Source organism: Sphingomonas sp. GW821-FHT12D09, assembly GCF_058807215.1.
The window spans coordinates 1,684,451-1,709,508 of the sequence record NZ_JBXAQL010000001.1; the positions used below are offsets into that span (position 1 = coordinate 1,684,451).

16 protein-coding genes and 1 riboswitch are annotated in these 25,058 nt (G+C 67.1%); of the genes, 11 read left to right on the forward strand and 5 right to left on the reverse strand.

What is annotated here, in order from left to right; genetic code table 11:
- Window positions 1-21: 21 nt before the first annotated feature.
- The 9 genes from AC1RPL_RS07550 to AC1RPL_RS07590 all read left to right on the forward strand — a co-directional run bounded on the left by AC1RPL_RS07550 (window position 22) and on the right by AC1RPL_RS07590 (window position 16,413).
- A complete protein-coding gene (locus AC1RPL_RS07550; protein WP_493068631.1) occupies window positions 22-498 on the forward strand; it encodes an RNA polymerase sigma factor in 477 nt (158 codons plus the stop codon).
- Window positions 480-1,451 carry a FecR family protein gene (locus AC1RPL_RS07555; RefSeq protein ID WP_493068632.1) on the forward strand — a complete coding sequence of 324 codons (972 nt, stop codon included), beginning with the start codon at window positions 480-482 and terminating at the stop codon, window positions 1,449-1,451. Before AC1RPL_RS07550 ends, AC1RPL_RS07555 begins: the two co-directional genes overlap by 19 nt.
- 110 nt (window positions 1,452-1,561) lie before the next feature.
- Complete coding sequence (locus AC1RPL_RS07560; protein ID WP_493068633.1) at window positions 1,562-4,969, forward strand: TonB-dependent receptor; 3,408 nt, start codon at window positions 1,562-1,564, stop codon at window positions 4,967-4,969.
- 69 nt (window positions 4,970-5,038) lie between these two features.
- Window positions 5,039-7,756 carry a M16 family metallopeptidase gene (locus AC1RPL_RS07565; protein ID WP_493068634.1) on the forward strand — a complete coding sequence of 906 codons (2,718 nt, stop codon included), beginning with the start codon at window positions 5,039-5,041 and terminating at the stop codon, window positions 7,754-7,756.
- Window positions 7,757-7,813: 57 nt separating this feature from the next.
- Window positions 7,814-7,919: riboswitch (SAM-I-IV-variant riboswitch) on the forward strand.
- A 55-nt stretch (window positions 7,920-7,974) separates the two neighbouring features.
- Window positions 7,975-9,036: a threonine aldolase family protein gene (locus AC1RPL_RS07570; RefSeq protein ID WP_493068635.1), complete on the forward strand. Its 1,062-nt coding sequence runs from the start codon at window positions 7,975-7,977 to the stop codon at window positions 9,034-9,036.
- A 107-nt stretch (window positions 9,037-9,143) separates the two neighbouring features.
- Entirely contained in the window at window positions 9,144-9,608 is a 465-nt protein-coding gene (locus AC1RPL_RS07575) for a hypothetical protein (RefSeq protein ID WP_493068636.1), read from the forward strand.
- Entirely contained in the window at window positions 9,605-10,831 is a 1,227-nt protein-coding gene (locus tag AC1RPL_RS07580; RefSeq protein ID WP_493068637.1) for an FAD-dependent oxidoreductase, read from the forward strand. The genes AC1RPL_RS07575 and AC1RPL_RS07580 overlap by 4 nt, the downstream gene beginning before the upstream one ends.
- On the forward strand, window positions 10,828-11,703 hold the full coding sequence (locus AC1RPL_RS07585; RefSeq protein ID WP_493068638.1) for an alpha/beta hydrolase: 876 nt from the start codon (window positions 10,828-10,830) through the stop codon (window positions 11,701-11,703). Before AC1RPL_RS07580 ends, AC1RPL_RS07585 begins: the two co-directional genes overlap by 4 nt.
- 63 nt (window positions 11,704-11,766) lie before the next feature.
- A complete protein-coding gene (locus AC1RPL_RS07590; RefSeq protein ID WP_493068639.1) occupies window positions 11,767-16,413 on the forward strand; it encodes a beta strand repeat-containing protein in 4,647 nt (1,548 codons plus the stop codon).
- Between the two features lie 52 nt (window positions 16,414-16,465).
- Here the strand turns inward: AC1RPL_RS07590 and AC1RPL_RS07595 are convergent, their stop codons facing one another.
- The 5 genes from AC1RPL_RS07595 to AC1RPL_RS07615 all read right to left on the reverse strand — a co-directional run bounded on the left by AC1RPL_RS07595 (window position 16,466) and on the right by AC1RPL_RS07615 (window position 22,510).
- Window positions 16,466-17,227, reverse strand: coding sequence for an SDR family NAD(P)-dependent oxidoreductase (locus AC1RPL_RS07595; protein ID WP_493068640.1), 762 nt, complete (start codon window positions 17,225-17,227; stop codon window positions 16,466-16,468).
- A 5-nt stretch (window positions 17,228-17,232) separates the two neighbouring features.
- Window positions 17,233-18,423: a zinc-dependent alcohol dehydrogenase gene (locus AC1RPL_RS07600; protein WP_493068641.1), complete on the reverse strand. Its 1,191-nt coding sequence runs from the start codon at window positions 18,421-18,423 to the stop codon at window positions 17,233-17,235.
- Window positions 18,423-19,016, reverse strand: coding sequence for an SRPBCC family protein (locus AC1RPL_RS07605; protein ID WP_493068642.1), 594 nt, complete (start codon window positions 19,014-19,016; stop codon window positions 18,423-18,425). Before AC1RPL_RS07605 ends, AC1RPL_RS07600 begins: the two co-directional genes overlap by 1 nt.
- Before the next feature lie 239 nt (window positions 19,017-19,255).
- A complete protein-coding gene (locus AC1RPL_RS07610) occupies window positions 19,256-21,910 on the reverse strand; it encodes an exo-rhamnogalacturonan lyase family protein (RefSeq protein WP_493068643.1) in 2,655 nt (884 codons plus the stop codon).
- A 9-nt stretch (window positions 21,911-21,919) separates the two neighbouring features.
- Window positions 21,920-22,510, reverse strand: a complete 591-nt coding sequence (locus AC1RPL_RS07615; RefSeq protein WP_493068644.1) for a DUF6250 domain-containing protein — start codon at window positions 22,508-22,510, stop codon at window positions 21,920-21,922.
- 376 nt (window positions 22,511-22,886) lie between these two features.
- Between AC1RPL_RS07615 and AC1RPL_RS07620 the strand changes: the two genes are divergently transcribed.
- A complete protein-coding gene (locus AC1RPL_RS07620) occupies window positions 22,887-24,065 on the forward strand; it encodes a hypothetical protein (protein ID WP_493068645.1) in 1,179 nt (392 codons plus the stop codon).
- Window positions 24,062-25,051, forward strand: a complete 990-nt coding sequence (locus AC1RPL_RS07625; RefSeq protein ID WP_493068646.1) for a KpsF/GutQ family sugar-phosphate isomerase — start codon at window positions 24,062-24,064, stop codon at window positions 25,049-25,051. The genes AC1RPL_RS07620 and AC1RPL_RS07625 overlap by 4 nt, the downstream gene beginning before the upstream one ends.
- The last annotated feature ends 7 nt before the right edge of the window (window positions 25,052-25,058 follow it).

Here is a 25,058-nt window from a genome sequence, read left to right on the forward strand (position 1 = left end):
TAGCTAGAGACGTCGCGGCGTATGGCCGGCCTGGCTGACATGCTTGCCAAGGCAAAGCGCGCGGTCATGCGGCGTGGTGTCGCCGAACAGGATGCGGACGAACTGGTGCAGGAGGCCTTCCTAAGGATCGAGCGCTATGAGCGCGACCAGAGCGCCCGCTCGCGCGAGGCGCTGCTGGTGACGGCCGCGGTCAATCTCTCGATCGATCGTCGGCGCCGCGATGCGCGCGCGCCTTTCGCCGAGATCGGCGACCTGCACAATATCGCCGACTCGACACCTGATCCGGCGCAGATCATAGAGCAGCAAAGGCGTCTCGATCACGCCAAGGCCGGCCTGGAAACACTGCCGGAACGAACCCGCCGCATATTGCTGCGGCGGCGGCTCGAGGGGTCAAGTTACGCCGAGATAGCGGCGGACGAGGGGATGAGCGTGGCGGCGGTGGAGAAGCAGGTGGCGCGCGCGACGCTCCAGCTGATGCAATGGATGGACGGCTGGTGAGCCGCTCGGTGTCCCGCGCCTCGGCCGAAGCCGCCGTCTGGCTCGCGCGCCTGCAGGGTGACGCGCGCACCCCGGCGCGCGAAGCAGCGTTCAAGGACTGGCTGGCCGCTGATCCCGCACACCAGAATGCCTTTGAAAAGGCGACCGACATCTGGGCCGCGCTGCCCGGTGCCGCCCAGTTGCTGGGCGAGCCCGCACCGCACGCGCCGGTTCTGGCGCGGAGCGGCCGGCCGCGCCTGCCGGTCCCGCAGCTGGCGCTTGCCGCATCGGTCGTGCTGGCGATCGGCATCGGCGTGTTGCTGATGCTGGTGCGTCCCGCCGCCTATTCCACTGCGATCGGCGAGCAGAAGGTCGCGACGCTATCGGATGGCAGCCGCATCGCGCTCAACACCGATAGCAGCGTCGAAGTGCGCTACGATGCGGCCGAGCGGCTGGTCGAGCTCGACCGCGGCGAGGCGATGTTCGAAGTCGCGCACAACGCCGCGCGCCCGTTCATCGTCCGCGCCGGCGACAAGCAGGTCCGTGCGGTCGGCACCAGCTTCGTGGTGCGGCGCGAGGGCGATGCGGTGATCGTCACGCTGCTGCAGGGCAAGGTGGCGGTGACCGATATCCGGCCGGCCGCAGCCAAGGCCCAGCCCACCTATCTCAATCCCGGCGAACGCCTGCGAGCGCCGGCGGAGGGGCCCGCGCAGATCGACGCACAGCCTGCCGACGCCGCCACTGCCTGGCGCCGCGGCCAGGCGATGTTCTCCGATACGCCGCTCGCCGACGCAGTGAACGAGCTCAACCGCTATGGCGGCCCGCGCCTGGTCGTCGATGATCCGCGCCTCGCCGGACTGCGCATCTCCGGCGTCTTCGCGACCAACGACACCGGGGAATTCGCCCGCGCGGTCGCCGCGCTGCATGGTCTTCGTGTCGAGCAGAGCGGCCAGGCTATGCACATCGTGCGCTGAGCGCGTGGTGAGTGACATTTTTGTTTCCTAGCCATGTCGGTTTTGCAACGCAGCATCGTCTAGACCCATGAGGGAGTGAGCGAAGGGGTCGCGCTCCCGGGGGGAAAGCAATGCCGTCCAGACTCACGCTCGCCACGCTTGCAGCCACGAGCTGCCTCTTCGTCGTCCCGGTCGCCCAGGCGCAGACGCGCTACAGTTTCGACATGGCCGCCCAGCCACTCGAAGCGGCGCTGCGCTCGGTCGCCACGCGCACCTCGACCAACATCATCTTCGACGGCCCTGCCCTTCGCGGACGCGCGGCGCCGCCGCTGCACGGCGAGTTCACGGCGCAAGGGGCCTTCCATGCGCTGCTCCAGGGATCGGGGCTGACGCTCAACGTCACCCAGGGTGGTTCCTACATCGTCGTGGCGCCTCCGGGGCAGAGCAACACCAGCGGCGAGAACGGGTCGATCACCGGCCATCTGACGCGCGATGAGGGCGGCCGCGCCCTGGCCGGCGCGCTCGTCCGCATCGTTGAGACCGGCCAGACCACCACCGCCGACGAGAATGGCGACTTTCGCTTCCCGAGCGTTGCGCCGGGCCAGTACACGATGGAGATCTCCTTTCTCGGCTTCGAGACGCGCTCGCAGCCGATCGTGGTGGGATCAGGAAACCCCGCAGCGATCGCGCTGGCGATGAACGAAGGTGTTGAGGAAGGCGTGCCGATCGTCGTCTACGGCACACGCAGCGCCCGCGCCAACGGGCTCAACCTGCAGCGTGCCGCCGAGAACAACACCGAAGTCGTCTCCGCCGACGACCTCGGCAACTTCACCGGCACCACCTTTGCCGACGCGCTGCGCCGGACCGCGGGTGTTTCGTTCTCGCGCGACAGCATAACCGGCGACGGCACCAATGTGATCGTGCGCGGGCTCGATCCCGACATGAACAACGTCAAGCTCAACGGGCTGCAGCTCCCCGTCGGCAACGGCACGGGCCGCTCCGCCGACCTGAGCAACCTGCTGGCGGATTCGGTGAGCAAGATCACGATCAGCAAGAGCCTGCTGCCCAGCCAGGACAGCGCCGGCACCGGCGGCCTGATCGAGATCGAGACGCTGTCGCCGCTCAACCGCCCCCACCGTTACGCCAACCTCCAGGTGGAAGGCGGCCTGAGTGGGGACGATTTCAGCAAGGACTTTCTGGTCTCCGGCACCGTTGCCGGCCGTTTCGGTGCGCAGGACAATTTCGGCGTCAGCGCCTCGGTCCAGTATCGCCGCAACTCGGTGCGCAACATCTCGTACAACACCGTGACCAAGTTCGGCGCGTTCCTGCCGAATGCCGCGAACGGCACGCCGACATTGACCGCGGGGGACGCCGTCAGCCCGAACGCCACCTTTCCCTTCGTGCCCGGCGACGACGGCGCCTATGTCACGCAGCTCTTCACCAGCTTCAACCATGTGAAGCAGTCGACGCTGGCGGCAACGGTCTCGGCCGAATGGAACATCGGTGGCCACACGAACCTGAAGTTCGACTTCCAGCATGCCCAGGCCGATCGCACCGGCTATTCGATGACCGATACCTTCACGGCGCTCAGCAAATATTCGGACGTGCCCGGTGGGCAGGCGGTCTCGGCGCTGCACCTGGACCTGACGCCCGGCAACCTCGCCATCCAGCGCGGCCAGGCCTATGCCTATGATCCGAACGCCAAGACGATCACCGACACCTACAGCTTCTCGGGCAAGAGCAGCGCGGGCAAGCTGACCTTCAACTATCTCGCCGGCTATGCCCATGGCAGCGAGGACCACGACCGCAGCATCACGCTCGACATGCGCATGCCGGACAGCGATGCGACTGCCGCGCTATTCCAGCCCGGCGCCACCGACCCCAATCTCGGCTACATCATCACGCCGTTCGCGCGCCGCGGCGGCGACGCCATCCCGATTCCTCTGCTCAGCACCGCCGGCTGGGCGCTGATCAACGATCCCTCGCGCTACACGATCACCAACGGCACCGGCGGGATCGACAGCACCACGGGCAGCAACGACCGCTATACCGGCGAAGTCAGCCTGCGCTGGGACATGGACTGGGGTTTCCTGAAATATGTCCAGCTCGGCGGACGCTATGAGCGCGCCGAGTTCAAGCACGACCTGCGCCGCACCCAGTTCGCCGGCAACGCGTCGATCGCTTCACTCAACCTGCCCTTCTCGCCGACCGACCTGGCCCGGGTCGGCGTCACCGGCGCCAACTTCACCGCGATGAGCGAAGCCACCGCGATCGGCTTCTTCAACAGCCTGGGAAGCTATCCGCAGATCGGCCTCTCGCCGATCGCGCCAGCCGAGGGGCAAGACAGGCAGAGCACGCGCGAGGACAATTACGCCGCCTATGCCCAGACCCGGCTGCAGTTCGGCAAGCTCGAGGTGATCGGCGGCGTGCGCTACAACCGCACCGATCTGCGCGCCACCAACCTGCTCTTCCCCACCTATATCGGCCCGATCCTGCCCGCGAATGGCGGCGGCTTCGGCAGCGACCTGATCTTCCAGAACCAGTTCAGCAAGCTGGTGACGGAGACGGGCAAGTCCGAGGATTTCCTGCCGCGCGTCCTGTTCAACTTCCGCCAGAGCGACAATCTGATCTTCCGCGGCGGCTATTTCCTCTCGGTCGCACGCCCGCAGATCAACGATCTATCGCAGCAGGCGCGGATCAGCTTCATCAACATCCCGATCCCGGGTCCGAACGGCGTGCAGCCGATCCTGCAGATCAGTTCGGGCAATCCGAACCTGAAGCAGGCGACGACGCACAATTTCGATCTGAGCGCAGAATATTACCACAAGATCGGCATCATCAAGCTGGGCGGCTTCTACAAGCGGATCGACAATCTGCTCCAGGCCAACCAGACCAACGGCCCGGCCAACCTGGCCAACGTCACGCTGCCCAACAGCCCCTATTTCCAGGGCCCGCCCTATTTCGACCCGGCGCACCCGGAGAACTACTTCATCAACGGCGGCTCGCCGATCAACAGCACGCATCCCGCCACCATCTGGGGCATCGAGGGCCGGTTCGAGCGGCAGTTCGATTTCCTGCCGGGCGCGCTGTCGGGCCTGGGCGTGATCGCCAACTATACCTACACGCATTCCAGCCGCTGGCAGCAGTACAGCTGGGCCTATGCGCCTCCGACCCAGAGCAGCATCTACGAATTCTCGGGCCTGCCGTTCAACCAGCAGCCCAAGCACAGCGGCACGCTGGCGCTGACCTACAACAAGTTCGGGTTCGACGGCACGCTGGCGTACAGCTTCCAGTCGAAGACGCTGGACAATTTCGCGCCGCGCGGCCTCTCGGTCTACAACGAGAACGTCCAGACGCTCGACCTGCGCGGCGAGTATTATATCGACAAGGCCCGGAAGTACCGGATCTATGTCGAGGGATCAGACCTGCTCAAGGGCACCACGACGCCCGACGTCCAGCAGCTGATCGCCGGCTATTACACCCGCGCGACCTATCTTGGCGGCCGCAAGTTCAAGATCGGCGCCGCCGCAACCTTCTGACGCCCTGCACGCACTGGCCGGCTCCCCCTGTGCGCGGGAGCCGGCTCCTTTTTCCTGAGGATGATCCCCATGAAGGCCACCAAGTTGCTCCTCGCAGCGGCGACGATCGCCATTGCCGCCGCGCTGCCCGCCGGCGCGCAGGAGCTGGTTCCGTACAAGCAGTTCACGCTCCCCAACGGCCTGCGCGTCGTGGTGCACGAGGACCACAAGACTCCCAAGGTGGCGGTCGCGGTCTGGTATCACGTCGGCTCGATGAACGAGCCGGACGGCAAGTCGGGCTTCGCGCATCTGTTCGAGCATCTGATGTTCAACGGCTCCGAGCATCACGACAAGGAATATATGCCGCCGCTCCAGGAGATCGGCGTCTCCGGCGTGAACGGCGCGACGTCGCTCGACCAGACCTATTATTACGAGATCGTCCCCACCGGCGGACTGGAGCGGGTGCTTTGGCTGGAATCGGACCGCATGGGCTATCTCGCCGGCGCGATCAGCCAGGCCAAGCTCGATGAGCAGCGCAAGGTCGTCCAGAACGAGAAGCGCACGCGCGAGAACACGCCCTACGCGCTGATGGACCAGCGCGAGGCAGCGGCGCTGTTCCCGGTCGGCCATCCCTATCACCACCCGACAATCGGCTCGATGGAAGACCTGAACGTCGCGTCGCTCGAAGACGTGAAGGGCTGGTTCGCCCAATATTACGGCGCCACCAACGCAGTGGTCACGCTCTCCGGCGACGTCACGCTCGATCAGGCCAAGGCGCTGGTGGAGAAGTATTTCGGCAGCGTTCCTACCGGCTCGCCGATCAGCCGCTCCACCGCCTGGGTGCCCACGCTCGATCGCGACAAGAGCGAAGTGATGCAGGACGACGTGCCCCAGCTCGCCATCGCCTGGAACTGGGCGGTGCCCGGCAACCGCGCGCCCGAGGCGCAGGCGCTGCAGCTCGCCGCGCAGGCGCTCGGCCGCGGCAAGACCTCGCGGCTCTACCAGGTGCTGGTCCAGGAAAAGCAGCTCGCCACCTATGCCTCGGCCAGCTACGCCGGCTATGCGGTCGCCGGCATCTTCTCGATCGATGTGCGCCTCAAGCCAGGCGTCGATCGCGCCGAGGCCGAAGCGGCGGTGAAGCAGGTGCTGGCCGAGTTCCTCGCCAAGGGTCCCGCCCCCACCGAGCTCGCCCGCGTCAAGGCGGGCGGATCGGCCGACAATGCCCGCGCGATGGAATCGATCTATGTGAAGGCGATGGCGCTCTCCAGCGGCGCGATGTTCGCCGACAATCCCGGCCAGTACGCGGTCGACGACAAGGCCTTCCAGGCGCTGACCGCCGCCGAAGTGCGCACCACCGCGAGCAGCTGGCTCAGCAAGCCCAGTTACAAGCTGACCGTGCTGCCCTTCGGCAAGCCCAAGGTGATCGCAGACGGCGCCGATCGCACCAAACTGCCGCCGCTCGGGCCCTCGCCCGCGCTCATGCTGCCCCCTGTGCAGGAAGCCAGGCTCTCCAACGGCATCCGTGTTGTCCTCGCCGAGCGGCCGGGCACGCCCACCGTCGACATGACGATGGTGTTCGACGCCGGCCAGGCCGCCGAGCAGCACATGAAGCGCGGCGTCGGCGGCTTCACGCTGGGGCTGATGGACGAAGGCACGGTCACGCTCACCGGCCAGCAGTTCGCCGAGCGCCAGGCGCTGCTCGGTGCGCGCATCTATGCCACCAGCGATGTCGATACGACCGACTTCATGGTCTCGGCGATGACCAAGGCGCTGCCCGAGACGGTTGCGCTCTGGGCCGATTACATCCGCAATCCCGGCTTCCGCCCCGCCGATCTGGAGCGCGATCGCCAGCAGCATTTGTCGGGACTGTCGCAGTCGCTGGTCGATTCCGACCAGATCGCGCAGCGCACCTTCACCAGCCTGCTCTACGGTCCCGGCCACGCATATGGCGTGCCGCTATCCGGCCGGGCGGAGACGCTCAAGGCGATGACCCGCGAAGACCTCGCCAAGTTCCACGACAGCTGGATCCGCCCCGACAACGCCGTGATCTATGTGGCGGGCGACACCAACATCGCCGCGCTCACCGCCGTGCTGGAAAAGAGCTTCGGCGACTGGAAGGCGCCAGCTATGCCCAAGGGCACGAAGCGCATCGATGCGGTTGCCGACGCGACCGCCCCGCGCATCGTGCTGGTCGACAAGCCCGGCGCGATCCAGTCGGTCATCCGCGTCGGCCAGATCCTGCCCGACGGCAGCGATCCGCGCTATTTCGAGATCGGCGCGGTGAACGATGTGCTGGGCGGCAACTTCACCGCGCGCCTGAACATGAACCTGCGCGAGGACAAGGGCTGGACCTATGGGGCCAACTCCTATGTAGCCGAAGCGCGCGGCCCTCAGGCGTTCGGCGTGGCCACCGGCGTCCAGACCGACAAGACCGCCGAAGCGCTGAGCGAGATCGACAAGGAGATCCGCGGCATCCATGGCGCCAAGCCGGCGACGCAGGCGGAGCTCGACCTGCTCAGCAAGGGCGAGGTGCTGTCGCTGCCCGGCCGCTTCGAGACCAACAACGCGATGGTCGGCTATCTCCAATATGTGAACCGCTTCGGCCGGCCCTATGACTGGATCGCCACGTTGCCCGCACGATATGCAGCGCTCAAGCCCGAGACGATCACCGGCAGCGCCCAGCTGCTCCACCCGGATGCGATGACCTGGGTGGTCGTCGGCGATCTCTCCAAGATCGAGGCCAAGGTGCGCGCGCTCAAGCTCGGCACGGTAGAGGTGTGGGACGCCGAAGGCCACAAGCTGCGATAGTCTCCCCGGGGCCGGCTTCTGGTGGGTTGCACTGCAACAAAGCGCCCGTTAGAGCCGGCCCCGCATCAAGAGTCGGGCCGACGCCCGGCACCAACCTGCTCCCGAGCAAGGTGGTGCCCTCGCAAGAGGGGATGTGGCCGGACCGGCAACAAACGGGACCCAATGCCGCATTTCATGTCGACCCGAAACCTTGGTGCCAGCACCGAGAAGGATCGAGTATGACGCTTACGCCGCAACAGTTCGCCAGCGACAATTATGCCGGCATCTGCCCCGAAGCCTTTGCCGCGATGGAGGCCGCGAACCTGGGATCGGCGGTCGCGTACGGCGATGACGAATGGACGCAGCAGGCAAGCGACGCCTTCCGCAAGCTGTTCGATGCCGATGCGGAAGTATTCTTCGTGTTCAACGGCACCGCCGCCAATTCGCTGGCGCTCGCCTCGCTCGGCCAATCCTATCACAGCGTGATCTGCGCGGACTCCGCCCATGTCGAGACCGACGAGTGCGGCGCTCCGGAATTCTTCTCCAACGGCGCCAAGCTGCTCGTCGCGCAGACTGCCGACGGCAAGCTGACCCCGGACGCGATCCGCGCGCTGGCGACCAGCCGCTCGGACATTCATTTCCCCAAGCCCCGCGTCGTCACCATCACCCAGCCGACCGAGACGGGGCAAGTCTATGCCATCGACGAGATCAAGGCGATCTCGGCCGTGTGCCGCGAACTCGGGCTCAAGCTGCACATGGACGGCGCGCGCTTCCCCCATGCCTGCGCCACGCTCGGCTGCACGCCCGGCGCGATGACCTGGGAAGCGGGCGTCGACGTGCTCTGCTTCGGCGGCACCAAGAACGGCATGGCAGTGGGCGAGGCGATCCTGTTCTTCGATCGCAGCCTGGCCGAGGATTTCGACTATCGCTGCAAGCAGGCGGGGCAGCTCGCCTCGAAGATGCGCTTCCTCTCGGCGCCCTGGATCGGCCTGCTCGAAAGCGGCGCCTGGCTGCGCAACGCCCAGCACGGCAATGCCTGCGCGCACCTGCTCGCCGCGCAGGTCGAAGAGTTGCCGGGCCTCAGGCTGATGTTCCCGGTGCAGGCAAACGCGGTGTTCCTCGAGGCATCGCCCAAGGTGCTCGACCGGCTGCGCGCCCGCGGCTGGCGTTTCTACACCTTCATCGGCGGCGGCGCCCGATTCATGTTCGCCTGGGACGCGCAGCTCGACCGCGTCGCCGAGTTGGCGCAGGACCTGCGCGAGGCTGTGCACGCGAGCAGCGACGCTTCGCTGGCGGCCTGAGCGTGTTGCGAGGCCGGCGGTTGCAGCCACCTTGGGTAATTACCCGCCGGCCAGCTTGACCCATATTTCCGCGTGGAGACAACTGGGCCCGACATAGGGGGGCCCCGATGAAGATATTGACGCTGCTTGCCGTCCTGCTCGTTCCCGCGATCGGTTTCGCGCAACCGCCGGCTGCGGAAGAACCGTTTCCCGAAGCCAATTTCGAAGTCTTCCGCATGGCGCCCGGCCGGCAGGAGGCGTTCATCCGCAAGCTGGCGCAGTGGGACCAAGTCTCGGCCGCGGGCGGCCAGCCGCGTACCCAGATGTTCATCCATGAAGAAGGCGAGGGCTGGGACGTGCTGCTGTTCAAGCCCTATCCGAAGACGGCGGTGACCCCGGCCCAGCAGGCCGCGATGGATGCCAAGGCCAAGGAGCTGGGGCTGGCGACCGGGCCGGCCTTCTGGATCGAGATGCGCAAGAATGTCGCCTGGCACAGCGAGACCAAGGCGCAGGGGCCGATCCGGGCCTCGCAGTGGCTCGGCCGGCTCGATGCCTGGCGCGCGGCCAACCCCAAGGCCGGGCAGGACCAGTGACGCTTTCGCGGCGGCACCTGCTGGGCGTTGCCGCCGCCACCGGCGCGATGGCAAGCGCGCCGGTGCGGGCAAGGCCGGCGGGCGGCTGGGACGTCATCGTCGTCGGCGCCGGCGTGTTCGGGGCCTGGACCGCCTGGACGCTCCAGCGTCGGGGTGAGAAGGTGCTGCTCGTCGATGCGTGGGGAGCCGCGCATGCGCGCAGCGCCTCGGGCGGCGAGACCCGGCTGATCCGCACCGAATATGCCGGCAACGAACTCTATACGCGCTGGGCCTGGGAATCGCTTGCCGAGTGGCAGGCGCTGTCGAAGCGGCACGAGAGCCCGATCTTCCACGGCGTCGGCGCGCTCTACATCTATGGGCAGGACAGCGCGAAGATCGATGCGAGCATCGCGTTGCAGCGCGCGCTCGGCATCCCGATCGAGAAGCTCGGGCCCGCCGATCTGGCGCGGCGCTGGCCGCAAATGAACTTCGACGGCATCGCGGTCGGCGTGCTCCAGCCGAGCATGGGCGCGCTGATGGCCCGACGCGGCGTACAGACCCTGGTCCAGGAGTTCGTGGCGGCAGGCGGCAGCTTCCGCCAGCGCGCTATCGATCCGCCGCGTTCGACGGGCGACGTGCTGAAGTCAGTCGCAAGCGGGAGCGAAACGCTGTCCGCCGACCGCTTCGTCTTCGCCTGCGGCCCCTGGCTGCCCAAGATTCTTCCCGACGCGGTGGGAAACCGTATCGTACCTACCCGCCAGGACGTATTTTTCTTCGCCCCCGCGGCTGGCGACGACCGCTTCGAAGGCGCCAAGCAGCCCGCCTGGGTCGATGCCAGCGACGCCGATCTCCATTATGGTTTTCCGGACATCGAATATCGCGGCTTCAAGATCGCGCTCGATCGTCATGGCCCGAAATTCGACCCGGACACCTCCGACCGCGTCATCACCCAGGAGGCGCTGGCGAATGTCCGCGCCTATCTCGCCCGGCGTTTCCCCGACCTGGCGCGTCGCCCGCTCGCTGAATCGCGGGTCTGCCAATATGAGAACAGCGACAACGGCCATCTGCTGATCGATCGCCACCCGGGCTGGGCCAATACGTGGATCGCCGGGGGCGGCAGCGGGCACGGGTTCAAGCATGGCCCTGCCGTGGGGCGCCATGTCGCCGATCTCGTGCTCGGTACCGGCAGGAAGAAGCCTGAACTCACGCTCGCACAGCACCAGCCGCATGGAGAGACGAAATGACCAGACTATGGAAAGCCGGGGCCATCGCCCTGGCGCTTTCGGCGACGTCTGCGCGGGCGCAGCAGGCACCGGCTCTTCCGGCCGTCCCCGGCTACACCATGCCCTCCACCCAGATGTGGGACATGACCGCGCCGAGCGGCGGGACCTACCGCATCTTCGTCTCCTATCCGTCGGCGGACATCAAGCCGCCGGAGGGCGGCTTCCCGGTGCTGTACGTGCTCGACGGCAACGCCATGTTCGCCGGCTTCGCCGAGGCGCGGCGGATCCAGGAGGGCACCGATGTCGGCAAGGCGATCATCGTCGGCGTCGGTTATCCGGGCGACATGGCCTATGACATCCGCCGGCTCGATGACCTCACCGGCGGCCCGCCGCCTCCGCCCTGGGACGCGCTGGCCAAGTCGCCTTATGGGCATTGGGAACGGTTCCTCGATTTCCTCACCGGCCCGCTGCGCACCGAGATCGGCAAACGCTTCACGATCAACCCCGCGCGCCAGGCGCTGTTCGGCCATTCGCTCGGCGGGCTGTTCGCGGCACATACGCTCTTCACCCGACCCGAAGCGTTCCACGCGATCATCGCGGCGAGCCCGTCGCTGTTCTGGCACGACCGGGAGATGCTGAAGGAGGAGCGCGATTTCACCGCCCGCCTGCAAGCGGACAAGATCGCCAAGGTCGCGCGTCTGATGGTGGTAGCGGGCGAGCGCGACGAGACGGCGCTGGAGCGCTGGGATCCCGAGGCGTTCGCACGGCGGATGCAGCCGCTCTCCGCCTATGGCCTGCGCAGTCGGTTCGAGCTCTATCCGGGTGAGGTACACATCACCGTACCGAGCCGATCGGTCACCGAAACGCTACGCTTCGCCTTCACTTGGCCGTGAGGCGCCAAGAAGGCTTACCGCGCCTTTAACTACGATTTAAGGTCCCCTTGGGATAGCGTTCCGATGATCAGCGGGTCGCTCAACACCCTTTCGGTGACCGATATCCGGTCCCTGACCACCGTCGCGGTGAGCGGCTGGACCAAGAGCGATGTCGAAAGCCTGAGCGGCACCCAGGTCGGCGCCCTGTCGCAAGCGCAGGTATCGGCGCTCGGCACCGATGCCTTGACGGGCCTGTCGAGCGTGCAGATCGCTTCGTTTTCGGCCCAGACCGTGACCGGCCTGACACCCAGCCAGCTCGCCGCGCTCAAGGTCGGGCAGGTCGCCAGCTTCACTCGCTCGCAGGCCGCCGCGCTGACCAGCACCCAGATCGCCGCGCTGACCCCGGAACAGGTCGAGGCACTGACCTCCGATCAGATCACGGGCATGAATGCCCGGCAGCTTTCCGCCCTGAGCCCCTTGGGGATCGCCGCCTTCTCCACAGCGGATATCGCAGCGATCAGCCCCGGCGCGATTTCGGGCCTGAGCAATGACAGCATCGCCGCGCTCTCCGCCGATCAGATCGCGGCGCTGACCCCGGCGCAGATCGCGGGCCTGAAGCCCAGCCAGGTCGCGGCGCTCAAAACCACGCAGGTCCAGGCACTGCATCCCGACCAGCTGAAGGCATTCAGCGCGACGCAGCTGACGGCAGTTTCCAAAGCCGGTATCGCAGCATTGTCCGGCGACCAGCTCGCCGCGGTCACGGCCAAGGCGATCCCCGGCCTCTCCGCCGGACAGATCGGCGCGATGTCCGCCGAGCAACTCGCCGCGCTGTCCACCACGCAAATCGCGGCATTGGGCGCCACGCAGATCGCAGCGCTGGGCATTGCGGTCACACGATTCACGCCGGACCAGATCGCGGCGATCAGCCCGGCTGCGATCCCCGGCCTGTCCGCTTCGGTGGTCAAGTCGCTCGGCACCGAACAGGTCCTGCGGCCGGAGCAGATCGCGAAGCTCGGCACCGTCCAGGTCGCAGCGCTGACGCCATCGCAGACGAGTGCCTGGTCCGCGCGCCAGATCAGTGCGCTCAACGCCACGCAGATCGCGGCGCTGCCCAAGGCGAATGTCGCTGCGCTGTCCAACGGGCAGATCGCAGCGATCGCGCCGGCCTCGATAACCGGACTCACCACTGCGCAGCTCGCCAGCCTTTCAAGCGATCAATTGGGTGCGCTGACCACGGCGCAGGTCGCGAAGCTGAGTGCCCGCCAGCTTGCGAGTATCGCACCGTCGGCGCTGTCGACGATGCCGGTCGCCACGCTCGCCGCGTTCGGTCCGGCCGCGGTCTCCGGCCTGACCAACGATCAGCTCTCGGCGCTCTCGACCCAGCAGATCGCGGGCCTGTCGGCCAGGCAGGTCGCCGCGCTCCGGCCGGCGCAGATCGGCGCGCTATCGCAGCCACAGTTCAACGCCTTGTCCAACACGCAGCTGAGCGCGCTGACGAGCACCCAGGTCGCAGCATTGAGCCCCGATCGGATCGCCGCCTTTTCTTCCGACCGGATCACCGCCCTCGGTACCGCCGCGATTGGCGGGCTGACTGCGACGCAGCTCGCCGCGCTCTCGTCGGACCAGACCGCGGCGCTCACCGTATCGCAGGTCGCCAGCCTCTCTTCGAAGCAGCTTGCATCGCTCCGCACAGCCGCGCTCTCACCTGCCCAGGTCGCGGCGATCCGACCCGCCGCGGTCAGCGGCCTCGACACGGGCCAGGTCGCCGCACTGTCGAAGGAACAGATCACCGCGCTGACGCCGGGTCAGGTCGCCGCGTTCAAGGGCACGCAGGTCGCGGCGCTGTCGTCCGAGCAACTCGGCGCGCTCGGCGCCAAGCAGATTGCGGCACTGACCGGCGCCCAGCTCGCCACGGTGTCGACCGACAATTTCGCCCGTTTCTCGACCGAACAGATCCAGGCGATTTCCAGCAAGGCGATCGGTGGCCTCACCACCGGCCAGCTCGCGGCCCTGAGCAACGAGCAGCTCGGCACGCTTACGACGGCGCAATTGGGTGGACTCACCGCCGGGCAGGTCGGCGCACTCACCGCCGATACGATCGCCGGTTTTCCGCCCGCCACGATCACCGCGCTGAGCCCCGGCGGCATCTCGGGCATGTCGGCGGATGCAGCGGCGGCGCTCAGCAACGAGCAGATCGCCGCGCTGACCTTGGCACAGGTCGCGGCGATGCGGGCCCCGCAGCTCACCGCTCTGTCCACCGCGCAGCTCGATACGCTCGGCACCGACCAGATCGGCGCGCTGAGTGCTGCCCAGATCGCGATGCTGTCGCCGGAGAATTTCTCGGCGCTGACCCCCGATCAGATCGCGGCGATCAAGCCTAAGGCGCTCGCCGGCATGACCGCCGACCAGGTCGGCGCGCTCAGCAAGGACCAGGTCCTGGCGCTGAGCCCGCTCCAGATCGCGAGCCTTGGCGCGGCGCAGGTGGCTTCGCTCACCGGAGACAATCTGGTGGCCCTGTCTTCGTCGGCCATCGCCGCGATCAAGGGAAATGCGATCACCGGGCTTTCGGCCGAGCAGGTCTCCCTGCTGTCGCTCGAACAGATCGGGGCCTTGACGAACGACCAGATCGCGCGGTTGAAGCCGGCCCAGATCGCCGGGCTGACGATGTCGCAGGTACAGGCGCTGTCGGTCGATCAGCTACCCAGCCTCACCGGGGCCCAGGCCGCCGCCTTGCCCGCCGCCGCTATCGGCGGCCTGTCCAACGAGCAGCTTGCGGTGCTGATCCCGGGCGCAATCGCCGGCCTGACCGCCGAGCAAGTCGTCGCCCTGTCGAACGACCAGGTCAACAGCCTTTCGGGCACGCAATTCGGCGCGCTGACCGCAACGCAGGCGGCAGCTTTCACGCCGGATCTGCTGGCCAGCTTCTCGCCGCAGAGGATCGCATCGCTGAGCCCGAGCGCAGGCTCCGGCCTGTCGGGCGCCGCCATCGCCTCGCTCAGCGTCGATCAGGTCGCCGCGCTGACGACAGGCCAGGTCGCCGCGCTGAAGCCCGAGCAGGTTGCGGCGATCACGCCCGGGCAGATCGCCGCGATGTCCGTGCCGCAGATCGCGGCGTTCGGCGCCGGCCAGGCAAGCGCGATCTCCACGGCCGGTATCGCCGCGCTCTCGACCGATGGCATAGCCGCGCTGTCGCCCAAGGCAGTCGCCGGCCTTACTGCGAACCAGATCCAGGTGCTGAGCGCCATCCAAGTCGATGCCCTGTCGATCACCCAGATCGCGGCGCTGACCGAGACGCAGACCGCGGGGCTGGCGCCGGCCGCGCTGGCTACCTTCTCGTCCGCGGATATTGCCGCGCTCAGCGCACGGGCCATTGCCGGCCTGCCCGGACAGACCGTGGCCGCGCTCGACCAGACGCAGATCGCCGCCCTTGGCGCGGCGCAGATCGCCGGGCTCACTCCTTCACAGCTGACCATGATGCCGCAGGATCTGCTCGCAGCGCTCTTCCCCGCGCAGATTGCCGGCCTCAATGGAGCGCAATTGGCTGCCGTGCCTGCGAATGTCGTCGCCGGCTTCACCACCGACCAGATCGCCGCGTTCGACCCCGCGGCCATGGGTGGCATGACCAATGCGCAGATCGGTGCGCTTACCCCCGCCCAGATCGATGGTCTTTCCACCACGCAGATCGCAGGTTTCGGAGCGGCGCAGCTGGCGGCGTTTTCCTCCGATGCATGGGCGACCTTCAATGCCACAGATATCGCCGCGATCGGCGCCAGGGCGATCCCGGGCATTTCGGCGCAGGCGATCGGCGGCCTCAGCGGCGATCAGCTTTCGGGACTGACAGCGGCACAGATTGCGGGGCTGACGGCCACCCAGGCATCGGCTCTAGGCGTCACGCAACTCGCTGCACTGAGCGCCGCGCAGATCCGCGCGCTTGGTGCCGCACAGGTCGCGGCGATGCAGCCTTCCACGATTACGGCGCTTTCGTCGGATCAGATCGGCGCGCTCGACCCGAAGGCGGTGGCCGGCCTCACCACCGAGCAGATCGCTGCGCTCGGCACAGGCCTGATCAGCGCATTGTCGGCGAGCCAGATCGGTGCGCTTGGCACGTCCCAGGTCGCCGCGCTCGGCAGCACGCAGGTCGGTGCCTTCTCGCTACCCAATATCGCAGCGATCACCCCCGCCGCGATTGCGGGCCTGTCGCCCGCGAACATCGCCAACCTGGACCATGAGCAGATCGCGGCCCTGACGCCCCAGCAGCTCGCGAATTTCAGCTATTACCAGATGCGCGCGATCGGCACCGAACAGGTGAGCGCCCTGTCGACCACTCAGATTGGCGCACTGAACGCGTTGCAGGTCGCTGCACTCAGCGCGGATCGCATCGGTGCGCTGAGCCCCGCCCAAATCGCGGCCATCGACGCTAAGGCGATCAACGGGCTGAGCGAGGCGCAGATCGCCACCTTCACGCTCGCACAGGCCGAGGCGCTGACGCCGGCACAGGTCGCCAATCTGTCCGGTGCGCAGATCGCCGCATTCACCAACGACGCGTTCGCGACCTTCTCGACCGCGGACATCGCCTCGATGGGCAGCAACGGGCTTTCCGGTATGTCCGCCACCCGGATCGCCGCGCTGTCACGTGATCAACTGCAGGCGATCACCTCGCAACAAGTGCAATCGCTCAGCAGTCAGCAGATCTCAAGCATCGTCGCGGCTTATGCCGCGCAAACGCCGTAGGACGGGACCGGCTCCGCGATCCTCGATCGACGGCAGAGCCAGCCCGACTGCTTCACTTCCCGCTACCGGGCTCGGCCATGCCACGATGCATCTGGGCAGGCACCGATTGCGGCAACACGCCCGCCGCCGCGACCTGGAGCTTGTTCATCCAGCCCGAGATGATCGTGTCCTTGCCTGCGTTGAGCGCGTCCCAGCCATCCTTGGCGACATCCGCCGGATCGGCCTTCTCGCCCTGGCCGACCTTGGTGTCGTCCATGCCCGCACGGTGGAAGAAGTTGGTCTCGACGGGGCCGGGCTCGAGCGTGGTGAGCGTGATGCCCTCATGCTCCTTCAGTTCGTTGCGGATCGCCGCGGTGAAATTGTCCACGAACGCCTTGCTGCCGTTATAGACCGCCGAGAAGCTGCCCGGCATCCAGCCTGCGATCGAGCCGGTGACCAGCACCTTGCCCTCGCCTTGCGCGACCATCTGCCTAAGGACCTTCTGGAGCAGATAGATCGTGCCGGTGATGTTGGTATCGATCACGTGGCGCCAGTCGGTGACATCATGGTCGAGGAACGGGCCGCCCAGGCCGTGCCCGGCATTGGCGCAGAGCAGGTCGATGCGGCGCCCGCTGGCGGCACCGAGCAGCCGGTCGACGCCTTCGTTGGTCGATAGATCGACTTCCAGCGTCTCGGCGCCGGGAATGCCTGCCGACGGATCGACGAAGGGCGTATCCGCGACGAGCAGCAGCTCATAGCCGTCCGCCGCGGCGAGCTTCGCCAGTTGCGCGCCGATTCCGCTCGATGCGCCGGTGATGATTCCGAATTTCGCCATGTCGATTACTCCGCTGCGATCGCCAGGCCGGGCTTGAGCACGACCTTGGTCACTTCGTTCTGGTTGTCGTGGAACATCTTGTAGCCCTTGGGTGCATCCTCGAGCCCCAGGGTGTGGCTGATCAGGAAGGTCGTATCGATCTTCTCTTCCATGATCGCGTTGAGCAGCGCCGGCATGTAATGCTGGACATGCGTCTGCCCGGTCTTGAGCGTCAGCCCCTTCTCCATGAAGGCGCCCAGGGGAAACTTGTCGACGAAGCCGCCATAGACCGCCGGCATCGAGACGCGCCCGCCCTTGCGGCAGGCGAGGATCGCCTGGCGGATCGAGTGGGTGCGGTCGGTGCCGAGGAAGGTCGATTTCTTGATCTGGTCGAGGACATTGTCGACGAAGAAGCCGTGCGCCTCCAGGCCAACCGCGTCAATCACTGCGTCCGGGCCGATGCCGCCGGTCATCAGCATCAGCGCCTCATAGGTGGCGGTGTCCTCGAAGTTGATCGTCTCCGCGCCGAACTTCTTCGCGAGTTCGAGCCGGTGGGGGAAATGGTCGATCGCGATCACCCGCTCGGCTCCCATCAGGAAGGCCGACTGCACCGCGAACAGCCCAACCGGTCCGCAACCCCAGACCGCCACGGTGTCGCCGGGCTCGATCCCGGCATTCTCCGCCGCCATCCAGCCGGTGGGTAGGATGTCCGACAGGAACAGCACCTTCTCGTCCTCGATACCGTCCGGAATGACGATCGGGCCGACATCCGAGAACGGCACACGGACATATTCCGCCTGCCCGCCGGCATAGCCGCCGGTGAGATGGCTGTAGCCGAACAGGCCGCTCATCGGCTGGCCGTACATCTCCTGGCCGATATCCTGATTGTCCGCAGGCAGGCCATTGTCGCACGCCGAATATTGATGCTTGCCGCAATGGTAGCAGCTGCCGCACGCGATGGTGAACGGCACCACGACGCGCTGGCCCTTCTGGAGCGTCGACTTGGGGCCGACTTCGACGACTTCGCCCATGAACTCATGGCCAAGGATGTCGCCGGCTTGCATCGTCGGGATGAAGCCGTCGTAGAGATGGAGGTCCGAGCCGCAGATCGCGGTGGCGGTGATCTTGATGATTGCGTCGCGCGGGTTGAGGATCTCCGGATCGTCGACGGTATCGACGCGCACGTCGTGCTTTCCATGCCATGCCAGCGCGCGCATCAGTTCTTCTCCTCTTCGAGCTGCGCCCGGGTGCGGGACGAGGTGGCGATCTCGCCGGTTTCCATGAGCTGCTTGAAGCGCCGCAGGTCGCGCCGCGCCTGGATGGCCGGCTCGCGCTGGAACATCTTGGCGATCACCTTGCCGAGCACGCCGGCGGGCGGATCGTAGAGGATGGTCGCGGTGACGACCGTGCCGCGCGCACCGGCGTCGCGGAACTCGATCCGGCCGCTATTGGCCACATCGGCGCCGGGGTCCGAAGCCCAGGCGATCAACGCGTCCTCGATCTCCTCGGTGACCGTTGCGTCCCATTCGACGGTCTTGCCGCCGGGCGCCTTAACCACCCAATGCGAACGCTCGGGCGAGACGACATCGATGCGCTCGACATTATCCATGAAGGTCGCGAGGTTTCCGAAGTCGCGCCAGAAGGCGTAAAGCTCCTTGCGCGGACGATTGATCGTGACAGCGCGGCCGATCAGCGTGTCGCCGCGGGGCTCGACCAGTTGCTCGGTCGCCACGTCCCTCGCTTCGGAAGCGTGCTTCGAGGTGGCAAGGGGCGCGTCGTCCAGCGGCGGCCTGTCGCGTGTTTCGCTCATGTCTCTCTCCGGGATTGTCCAGTGAGAACATAGAGCTACGCCGCTCGTTCCGGCGGCCACGATTTAAATTGCCAAACAAGGGGACGGGCCGGAATCCTCCCTTGGCCTTCCATTTCAGCAACAAGCGCACCAGCGCAAAGATCATATGCGGGTCTTCTGCGGCGGCATGGCGGCGCTGTATGCGCGACCGTCTTCGCGATTGAGCCCTTGTCGGCCGTTACAAGGCTTCAGACTAGGCGCTAGTCCAACGCCTCCGCTACCAGCGCAAGATTCTGGATCGCCGCCAGCCCCCATTGCGCCGACCCGTTGGTCGAGACGCCCGGCCATTCGACCACACCGCCCGGAAGCGCCACGCGCGGGTCGCTCGCCGGCACCCCCATCCCGGCATCACCCGAGTAGAATTCCGTCGCCGCGCGCGCCGCGAGGGCGGAATCCTTCTCCCGCTGCGCGGCATAGGCCGTCAGCCGCGAATGGCCCTGGCGCAGGTTGCGCGGGCCGAACGGCTCGCCGAACCTGGCGAGATAGGCTTCGCGCGGCGCATTATACCAGCGGCAATATTCCAGCCAGGCGGTGCGATAGCGGGGCACGTCGAGCAGCGAGAGCAGCTCCGAACTGACCTCGACCGCGCCGAACACCGCGTTGAGATGCGAGAGGCCGATCTTGTCGCCTATGTCCAGGAAGCGCCCGCTCCTGATCTCATAGGGCGCGCTGCCGGTCATCCAGCCGTGCGGCAGCCGGCCGATGCTGTCCATCCCCGCGGTCAGCCGATCGCGCCACCTGGTGTCGCCGGTGCGCTCCCATTCGGCCAGCCAGGCGCCGGCGATCGTGCACCAGCTCGTCCCGAAACTCATCTCGATCACACCCTCGGGCAGCGCGCGGTGCTGGTTGCTCGGCACCTTGCGGCCGATCTCGACGCTGAGCAGCGCCTTTTCGCTCTGGATCAGCTCGCGCATCAGGTCGCCGGTGCGCTCGTCGGCGGTGAGATAGTAGAAGATGCGGCGGTAGAGCGCATTGGAGACGCGCGGCTGCTTCGAGCTGTCGCTCCAATGCTGCACGCCGTGGCGGGTGCCGAGCCCGGCGAAACGGCCGAGATGATAGACATCGACTTCGCTGGTGTGCCGCGTCATCGCCTCGGCGAGCCGCCAGGTCTGCGCGTCGCCCGAGCGCAGCGCCGCATACCATAGCCACAGATCGGTCGAGAGCTCGCTATTGTCCCAGGCGAAGCCGCCGATGTCGTAGCGCCACTGATGCCGGTCCGCATCATAGCTGTGCATCACGTCGCCGTGATTCCAGAATCCGTACCAGCTGCGCCGATCGACTTCGCCGGCGTAGAAATCGACCAGGTTGGCGAGCCGGTCCTCGATCCGCGCGCGCTTCGGCGTCGAACGGTCGGGCAGTCCCCAGTCCCCGAACACGCCCGCGGCGTGGAGATGCGCGGGATCAGCCATCAGCTGCGGCGGCGTCGCCGCGGCGCGGGCGAGCGCCTGAAGATGCGCGGTCTCGGGCGTGGCGTCGAATGCCCAGAGCGTCAGCTCGCTCGTCCGCGCGATCCCGTTCGGCGTATCCCAGCCCGGCTCGTAATCCTCATAGGTGATATCGAGCCCCTGGTTCTGCGCATCGTAGCTCTCCATACCCATCGTGCCGTGAAAGGGACGCAGGTCCATCGGCCTGGCATCAGGCGACCACAACCAGGCGGTGAGCGTGGCGCTGTCGGTCGCGGCGCCGCGTATGTCGGTCTGGGCCGGGTGGCGCTGCCAGAAATAGCGCTGTCCGATCGCGGCGCCGCCCTGCGGGCTGCCGACATAGCCGAGCCCCGGCGCGCGCCGCCCTTCGCCGGCATCGATCCAGCCATGGCCTTCGCCGGTGCGCTTGGCGAGGGTGAAGCCGTTCGCCGAAAGCTGGGCGAGGCTGAAATCGCCCCAGGCCGGGATGCGTTCGAGCAGCTCGCGCACCGGCGCGCGCAGCTCGGCGGTCGGCGGCACCGGCTTGCCCGCCACCTGGGCCTCGCGCGCGCGCTTGCCGGGATCGCGGCGCAGGCCGGTGAGCGGGCGAACCGCTTCGGCGAACATCGCCTCGTCACCGGTCGCCAGGCGGACATGGCGATCGTGAAGCTCGCCGCGCATCGGTACCGTCGCGACGATGCCCAGGCCCGAGATACAGGTCTGCGCGGGATCGAGGTCATGGACGAAGCTATGCACTACACGCAGCGCCGCCGATCCTGCATAGGCATAGAGCCGGACCGAAAAGGGCAGCAACTTGCGGTCCCCCGCCAGATGCCAGCCCTCGACCTTGACCACCGCGCGCACCGGACCGTCCTGCTCGACCGTGGTGCGATCGACCTGGCAGGTCAGCGCCTGGCGCAGGCCTTCGGGCACGCTGCGCACTTCGCCGACCAGCGCGACGCGGCCGAGTATCGCGCGATCCCCGCTCCGCGCGCAGCGGACGATCGCGTCGCCCGAACGGCCGATCTCCCAGACCAGCGCGCCCGAGTGGATGACGATCGCGTCGGCGCTCTCGCTGACCTGCACCGGCGCCGCGGGCAAGGTCTCCGCACCCGCCCCGACGACAAATTCCTCCCCGGTCGCATCGGCGGGCAGCGCGTGCGCCGTCCATTTGACCGAGCCATCGGGCCAGAAGGCGGTCGGCCAGCTCTGCGACGCCACCGGCACCCCTGCCCTGCTGCGTACCTGCAGCCGCTGGCGCTTCGACACCGCCCCGCGCGGCCATGCGACGCCGAAGGCCTGCCCGGCATGCAAGGCCGGCGCCGCACCGTCGATCCACCGCACCGGCGCCGCCAGCGCGGCCGGGCGCGCCTCCGCCACCCGCACCCCGCCCCAGGAAGCTCCGCTCGCGAGCAAACCGCCCCGCATCATCGTCCGCCGCGTCATGCGCATCGCATTCTCCTAGGGTTTGCCGATGCGCAGGTTGCGGATGCGCAAATGGCTCTTGGTCGTCCGCAGCGCGAACCAGCCGCGCCGATAGGGTTCGGGGTCGGCAAGCGTGAACAGGCGCTTCCCGTCGCGATCGACCGCGATGGCGCCGCCGTCGGCGACCAGCCGGATGTGCGTCCAGCGATTGGCGACGAGCAGATTGGGGGCGCCGCGCAGGTCGTGTTCCGGCAGCAACGGCCGATCGCCCGCCCGGCCGACATAGCGGCGGAAGCGCGTCGTCGTGTTCCGGTTGCCGCCGATCCCGACATAATAGGTCGCCAGGTCGTCATAGCCGGCAAACGCGCCCGAGCGGCGTTTCGCGAAGACCGATCCGTCGACCTCGTTCGGGTCACGCGCCATCCAGAAGGCATTGAGATCGCTGACCTGGTCGTTCGGTCCACCCTTGGCGACCGCCATCGCATCGAAGCTGATCGCGACCGGCCCTTCCAACGGCATCCGCCGCCACAGGGAAAGTCCGGCCGGCGTATCGATGTCGATACCGTCGCCAAAAACCACCTGCGCCGGCCGCTCGGCCTCGATCACCCAAGCATCAGGGTTGGTCACGGTTTCCGGGCCCGCGCTCCGCACGCATCCGAATGCCAGCAAGCACGCGATCAACGCCGCACGAGCGCGCATCTTCATCCTCCCTGCCAAGCCGATCTTCCGGTTTCCGATATAGAAAATAGCCGCCAAACGCCGGACGTACAATGTGATAGTTTATTCCATATATTGGTATCGCAATCGGCAAATCCCCAAATAGCTGACGCGACGAATCCGCTTCCCGGCATGCACTAGGCAATATTTTCCTAGCTTCGCCGCACAGCGTCGCTCTGGCCCTCTAAAATGGGTTCATGCAGCGCTTCCACCCCGACCTACCCGCCGGCCATGGACTGGCTGAAGCCGAGCCGGTTGGCGCGCGCCCGGAAGGCTGGCCGGGCGCGTGAGGGTCCTTTTCTACCTGCCCGTCGTGGCGCCCTGGTGGTTCGACAACATCGTCGAGCCGCTTATCCGCGTGCTGGCGATTGAGACCGAAGTGCATGTGCTCGCGCCCGCGCCCTGGAACAAGACCGGCATCGGCCCGCGGGAGCTCGAACGCTGCGCCGACCTGCCTTCGGTGTGCTGGCATATCGTCGATGGCGCCGGACATGAGGGCATGCGCGAGAACCCTGCCGACCGAGACGCAATCGTGGCGTTCGTTCGCACGCTTGCGCCGGATTATGTGCTCGCGCGCGCCGCCGATTGCGAGACGGTCGGCCAGTTTCCCGGCAAGGTCCGCTATTTGATGGAAGGCGGCGTACCGCCCTTCCCGCTGCACTATCATTGGATCATCCTGCAGCAGCAGCCGTTCGACCATGGCTGCCTGCCCGCGCTGGACGCTGCCCAACGTGCCGAACTCGACGCCCTGATCGCGCCCGCCTGGGATCATCTCCAGCAGAAATTCCAGCCGGATCCGGGCGCTCGCGAAGCATTCCGGGAATGGGCGCAGCTTCCTTCGGATCGACCGGTGATCGCCGTGCCGCTCGAATTCGAGGGCCCCGAGAACTTCTTTCCTTCGCTGCGCGTCGGTGCCCGCGCGAATGCCGACCTCGTCGCCGAGATTGCCGCCGCCATCGATCCGCGCATCTTCCTCGCGCTGACCAATCACCCGCTCAACGCAGAAGAGGCCGATAACAGCGCGCTCGAGGCGGTCGTCGCGCAGCACACGGACCGAATGCGCCTCGTGCCCAGCGCGACGCCGATGGGGCAGAGTTCCACGACCCTGCTCGCTCGGGATGCGGATGCAGTCCTGGTGGGCGATTCGAAATCCTATGCCAATTGCGCCTTTTTCGGCACGCCCACGCTACGGCGCACGCGCTTCGAGACGGGGGCGTGGCTCAACGCCTATCGCGATTTCGAAAGCTTCACGACGGCGGTCACCGCCGGAACCGCGGCGCGGCCCGACCTTGCGTACGCCAGGACCTGGTTCGCCTTCCACATCCTGAACAACGTGATCGATCCGCGCGATCCCGACCTCACCGCGGCGGAACTGCTGCGGCGGATCGACTGTCCCGTCGATCCCCTGCGCTGGCCGGCGGGCATCGCCCGGTTGCGTCAGGTCATGCCGGAGGCATGCCAATGAACGCCCTGGCGAACATTCTGCCCAGAGCCGAGGCGGCATCGGCCCAGGGCTGGTTCCACGACGTGATCGCGGCGGAGCGCGATGCGCTGACGCATTTCCTGACGGAGATGCCCGGCTGCATTCCGGCTGTCGTCGATCTGATCGCCCGGCAGCATCGCCCGATCGTGCTGCTGGGTGTCGGCAAGTCCGGGCATATCGCTGCCAAGCTCGCCGCGACCTTCTCGAGCCTCGGGACGCCGGCATTCTTCCTCAATGCCAGCGAGGCGGCGCATGGCGATCTGGGCGCGGTCCAGACCGGCAATGTCGTGATCCTGCTGTCGAACAGCGGCACGACCGATGAAATCGTGCGCATCCTGCCGCTGCTCAAGGCGCGCGACTGCCGCCTGGTGGGAATAGTCGGCCGGCCCGATTCGCCACTGGGCCGCGCGGTCGATTTCCTGATCCCCGCGGCCGTTGATGGAGAAGCGGACCATATCGGCATGGCACCGACTTCCAGCACCACGCTTCACCTGGCGGTCGGTGACGCGCTGGCGGTAGCGGCCAGCCGGGCGCGCAACTTCACCCGCGGCGACTTTCTGCGCCATCACCCGGCCGGATTGCTCGGCCGCCAGATGATCCCGGTCGCCAGCCTGATGCGGCAGGGCGATGACCTGCCCAAGGTTCTCGGCTCGGTGTCGATGGCGGAACTGCTGCCGATCATGTCGGCAAAGCGCATGGGCGCGGTCTGCGTGGTCGACGAGCAGGATCGCCTGCTGGGCCTGATCGTCGACGGCGACCTGCGCCGCCACATGCAGGCGCGCTGCGATCTCTACGCCACCCGCGCCGACAGCGTGATGCAGCGCAGCCCGCATGTCGTGGATGTAACCGCGACGATCGGGGATGTGCTGGTGCTGCGAGGCGCGGTGGACCGCGGCCTGCTGGTGCTGCCGGTGGTGGATGACCGAGGCGTGCTGCGCGGGATGCTGCACGCCAACGACCTGAACTAGGACCTGG

Excerpts from the sequence above, each read along its gene's own strand:
- AC1RPL_RS07600 (WP_493068641.1), bottom strand. The coding sequence starts at position 18,423 with ATGCGCGCGCTGGCATGGCATGGAAAGCACGACGTGCGCGTCGATACC.
- AC1RPL_RS07605 (WP_493068642.1), bottom strand. The coding sequence starts at position 19,016 with ATGAGCGAAACACGCGACAGGCCGCCGCTGGACGACGCGCCCCTTGCC.
- AC1RPL_RS07625 (WP_493068646.1), top strand. The coding sequence starts at position 24,062 with ATGAACGCCCTGGCGAACATTCTGCCCAGAGCCGAGGCGGCATCGGCC.
- AC1RPL_RS07575 (WP_493068636.1), top strand. The coding sequence starts at position 9,144 with ATGAAGATATTGACGCTGCTTGCCGTCCTGCTCGTTCCCGCGATCGGT.
- AC1RPL_RS07590 (WP_493068639.1), top strand. The coding sequence starts at position 11,767 with ATGATCAGCGGGTCGCTCAACACCCTTTCGGTGACCGATATCCGGTCC.
- AC1RPL_RS07585 (WP_493068638.1), top strand. The coding sequence starts at position 10,828 with ATGACCAGACTATGGAAAGCCGGGGCCATCGCCCTGGCGCTTTCGGCG.
- AC1RPL_RS07555 (WP_493068632.1), top strand. The coding sequence starts at position 480 with ATGGATGGACGGCTGGTGAGCCGCTCGGTGTCCCGCGCCTCGGCCGAA.
- AC1RPL_RS07550 (WP_493068631.1), top strand. The coding sequence starts at position 22 with ATGGCCGGCCTGGCTGACATGCTTGCCAAGGCAAAGCGCGCGGTCATG.
- AC1RPL_RS07595 (WP_493068640.1), bottom strand. The coding sequence starts at position 17,227 with ATGGCGAAATTCGGAATCATCACCGGCGCATCGAGCGGAATCGGCGCG.
- AC1RPL_RS07560 (WP_493068633.1), top strand. The coding sequence starts at position 1,562 with ATGCCGTCCAGACTCACGCTCGCCACGCTTGCAGCCACGAGCTGCCTC.
- AC1RPL_RS07565 (WP_493068634.1), top strand. The coding sequence starts at position 5,039 with ATGAAGGCCACCAAGTTGCTCCTCGCAGCGGCGACGATCGCCATTGCC.
- AC1RPL_RS07610 (WP_493068643.1), bottom strand. The coding sequence starts at position 21,910 with ATGCGCATGACGCGGCGGACGATGATGCGGGGCGGTTTGCTCGCGAGC.
- AC1RPL_RS07570 (WP_493068635.1), top strand. The coding sequence starts at position 7,975 with ATGACGCTTACGCCGCAACAGTTCGCCAGCGACAATTATGCCGGCATC.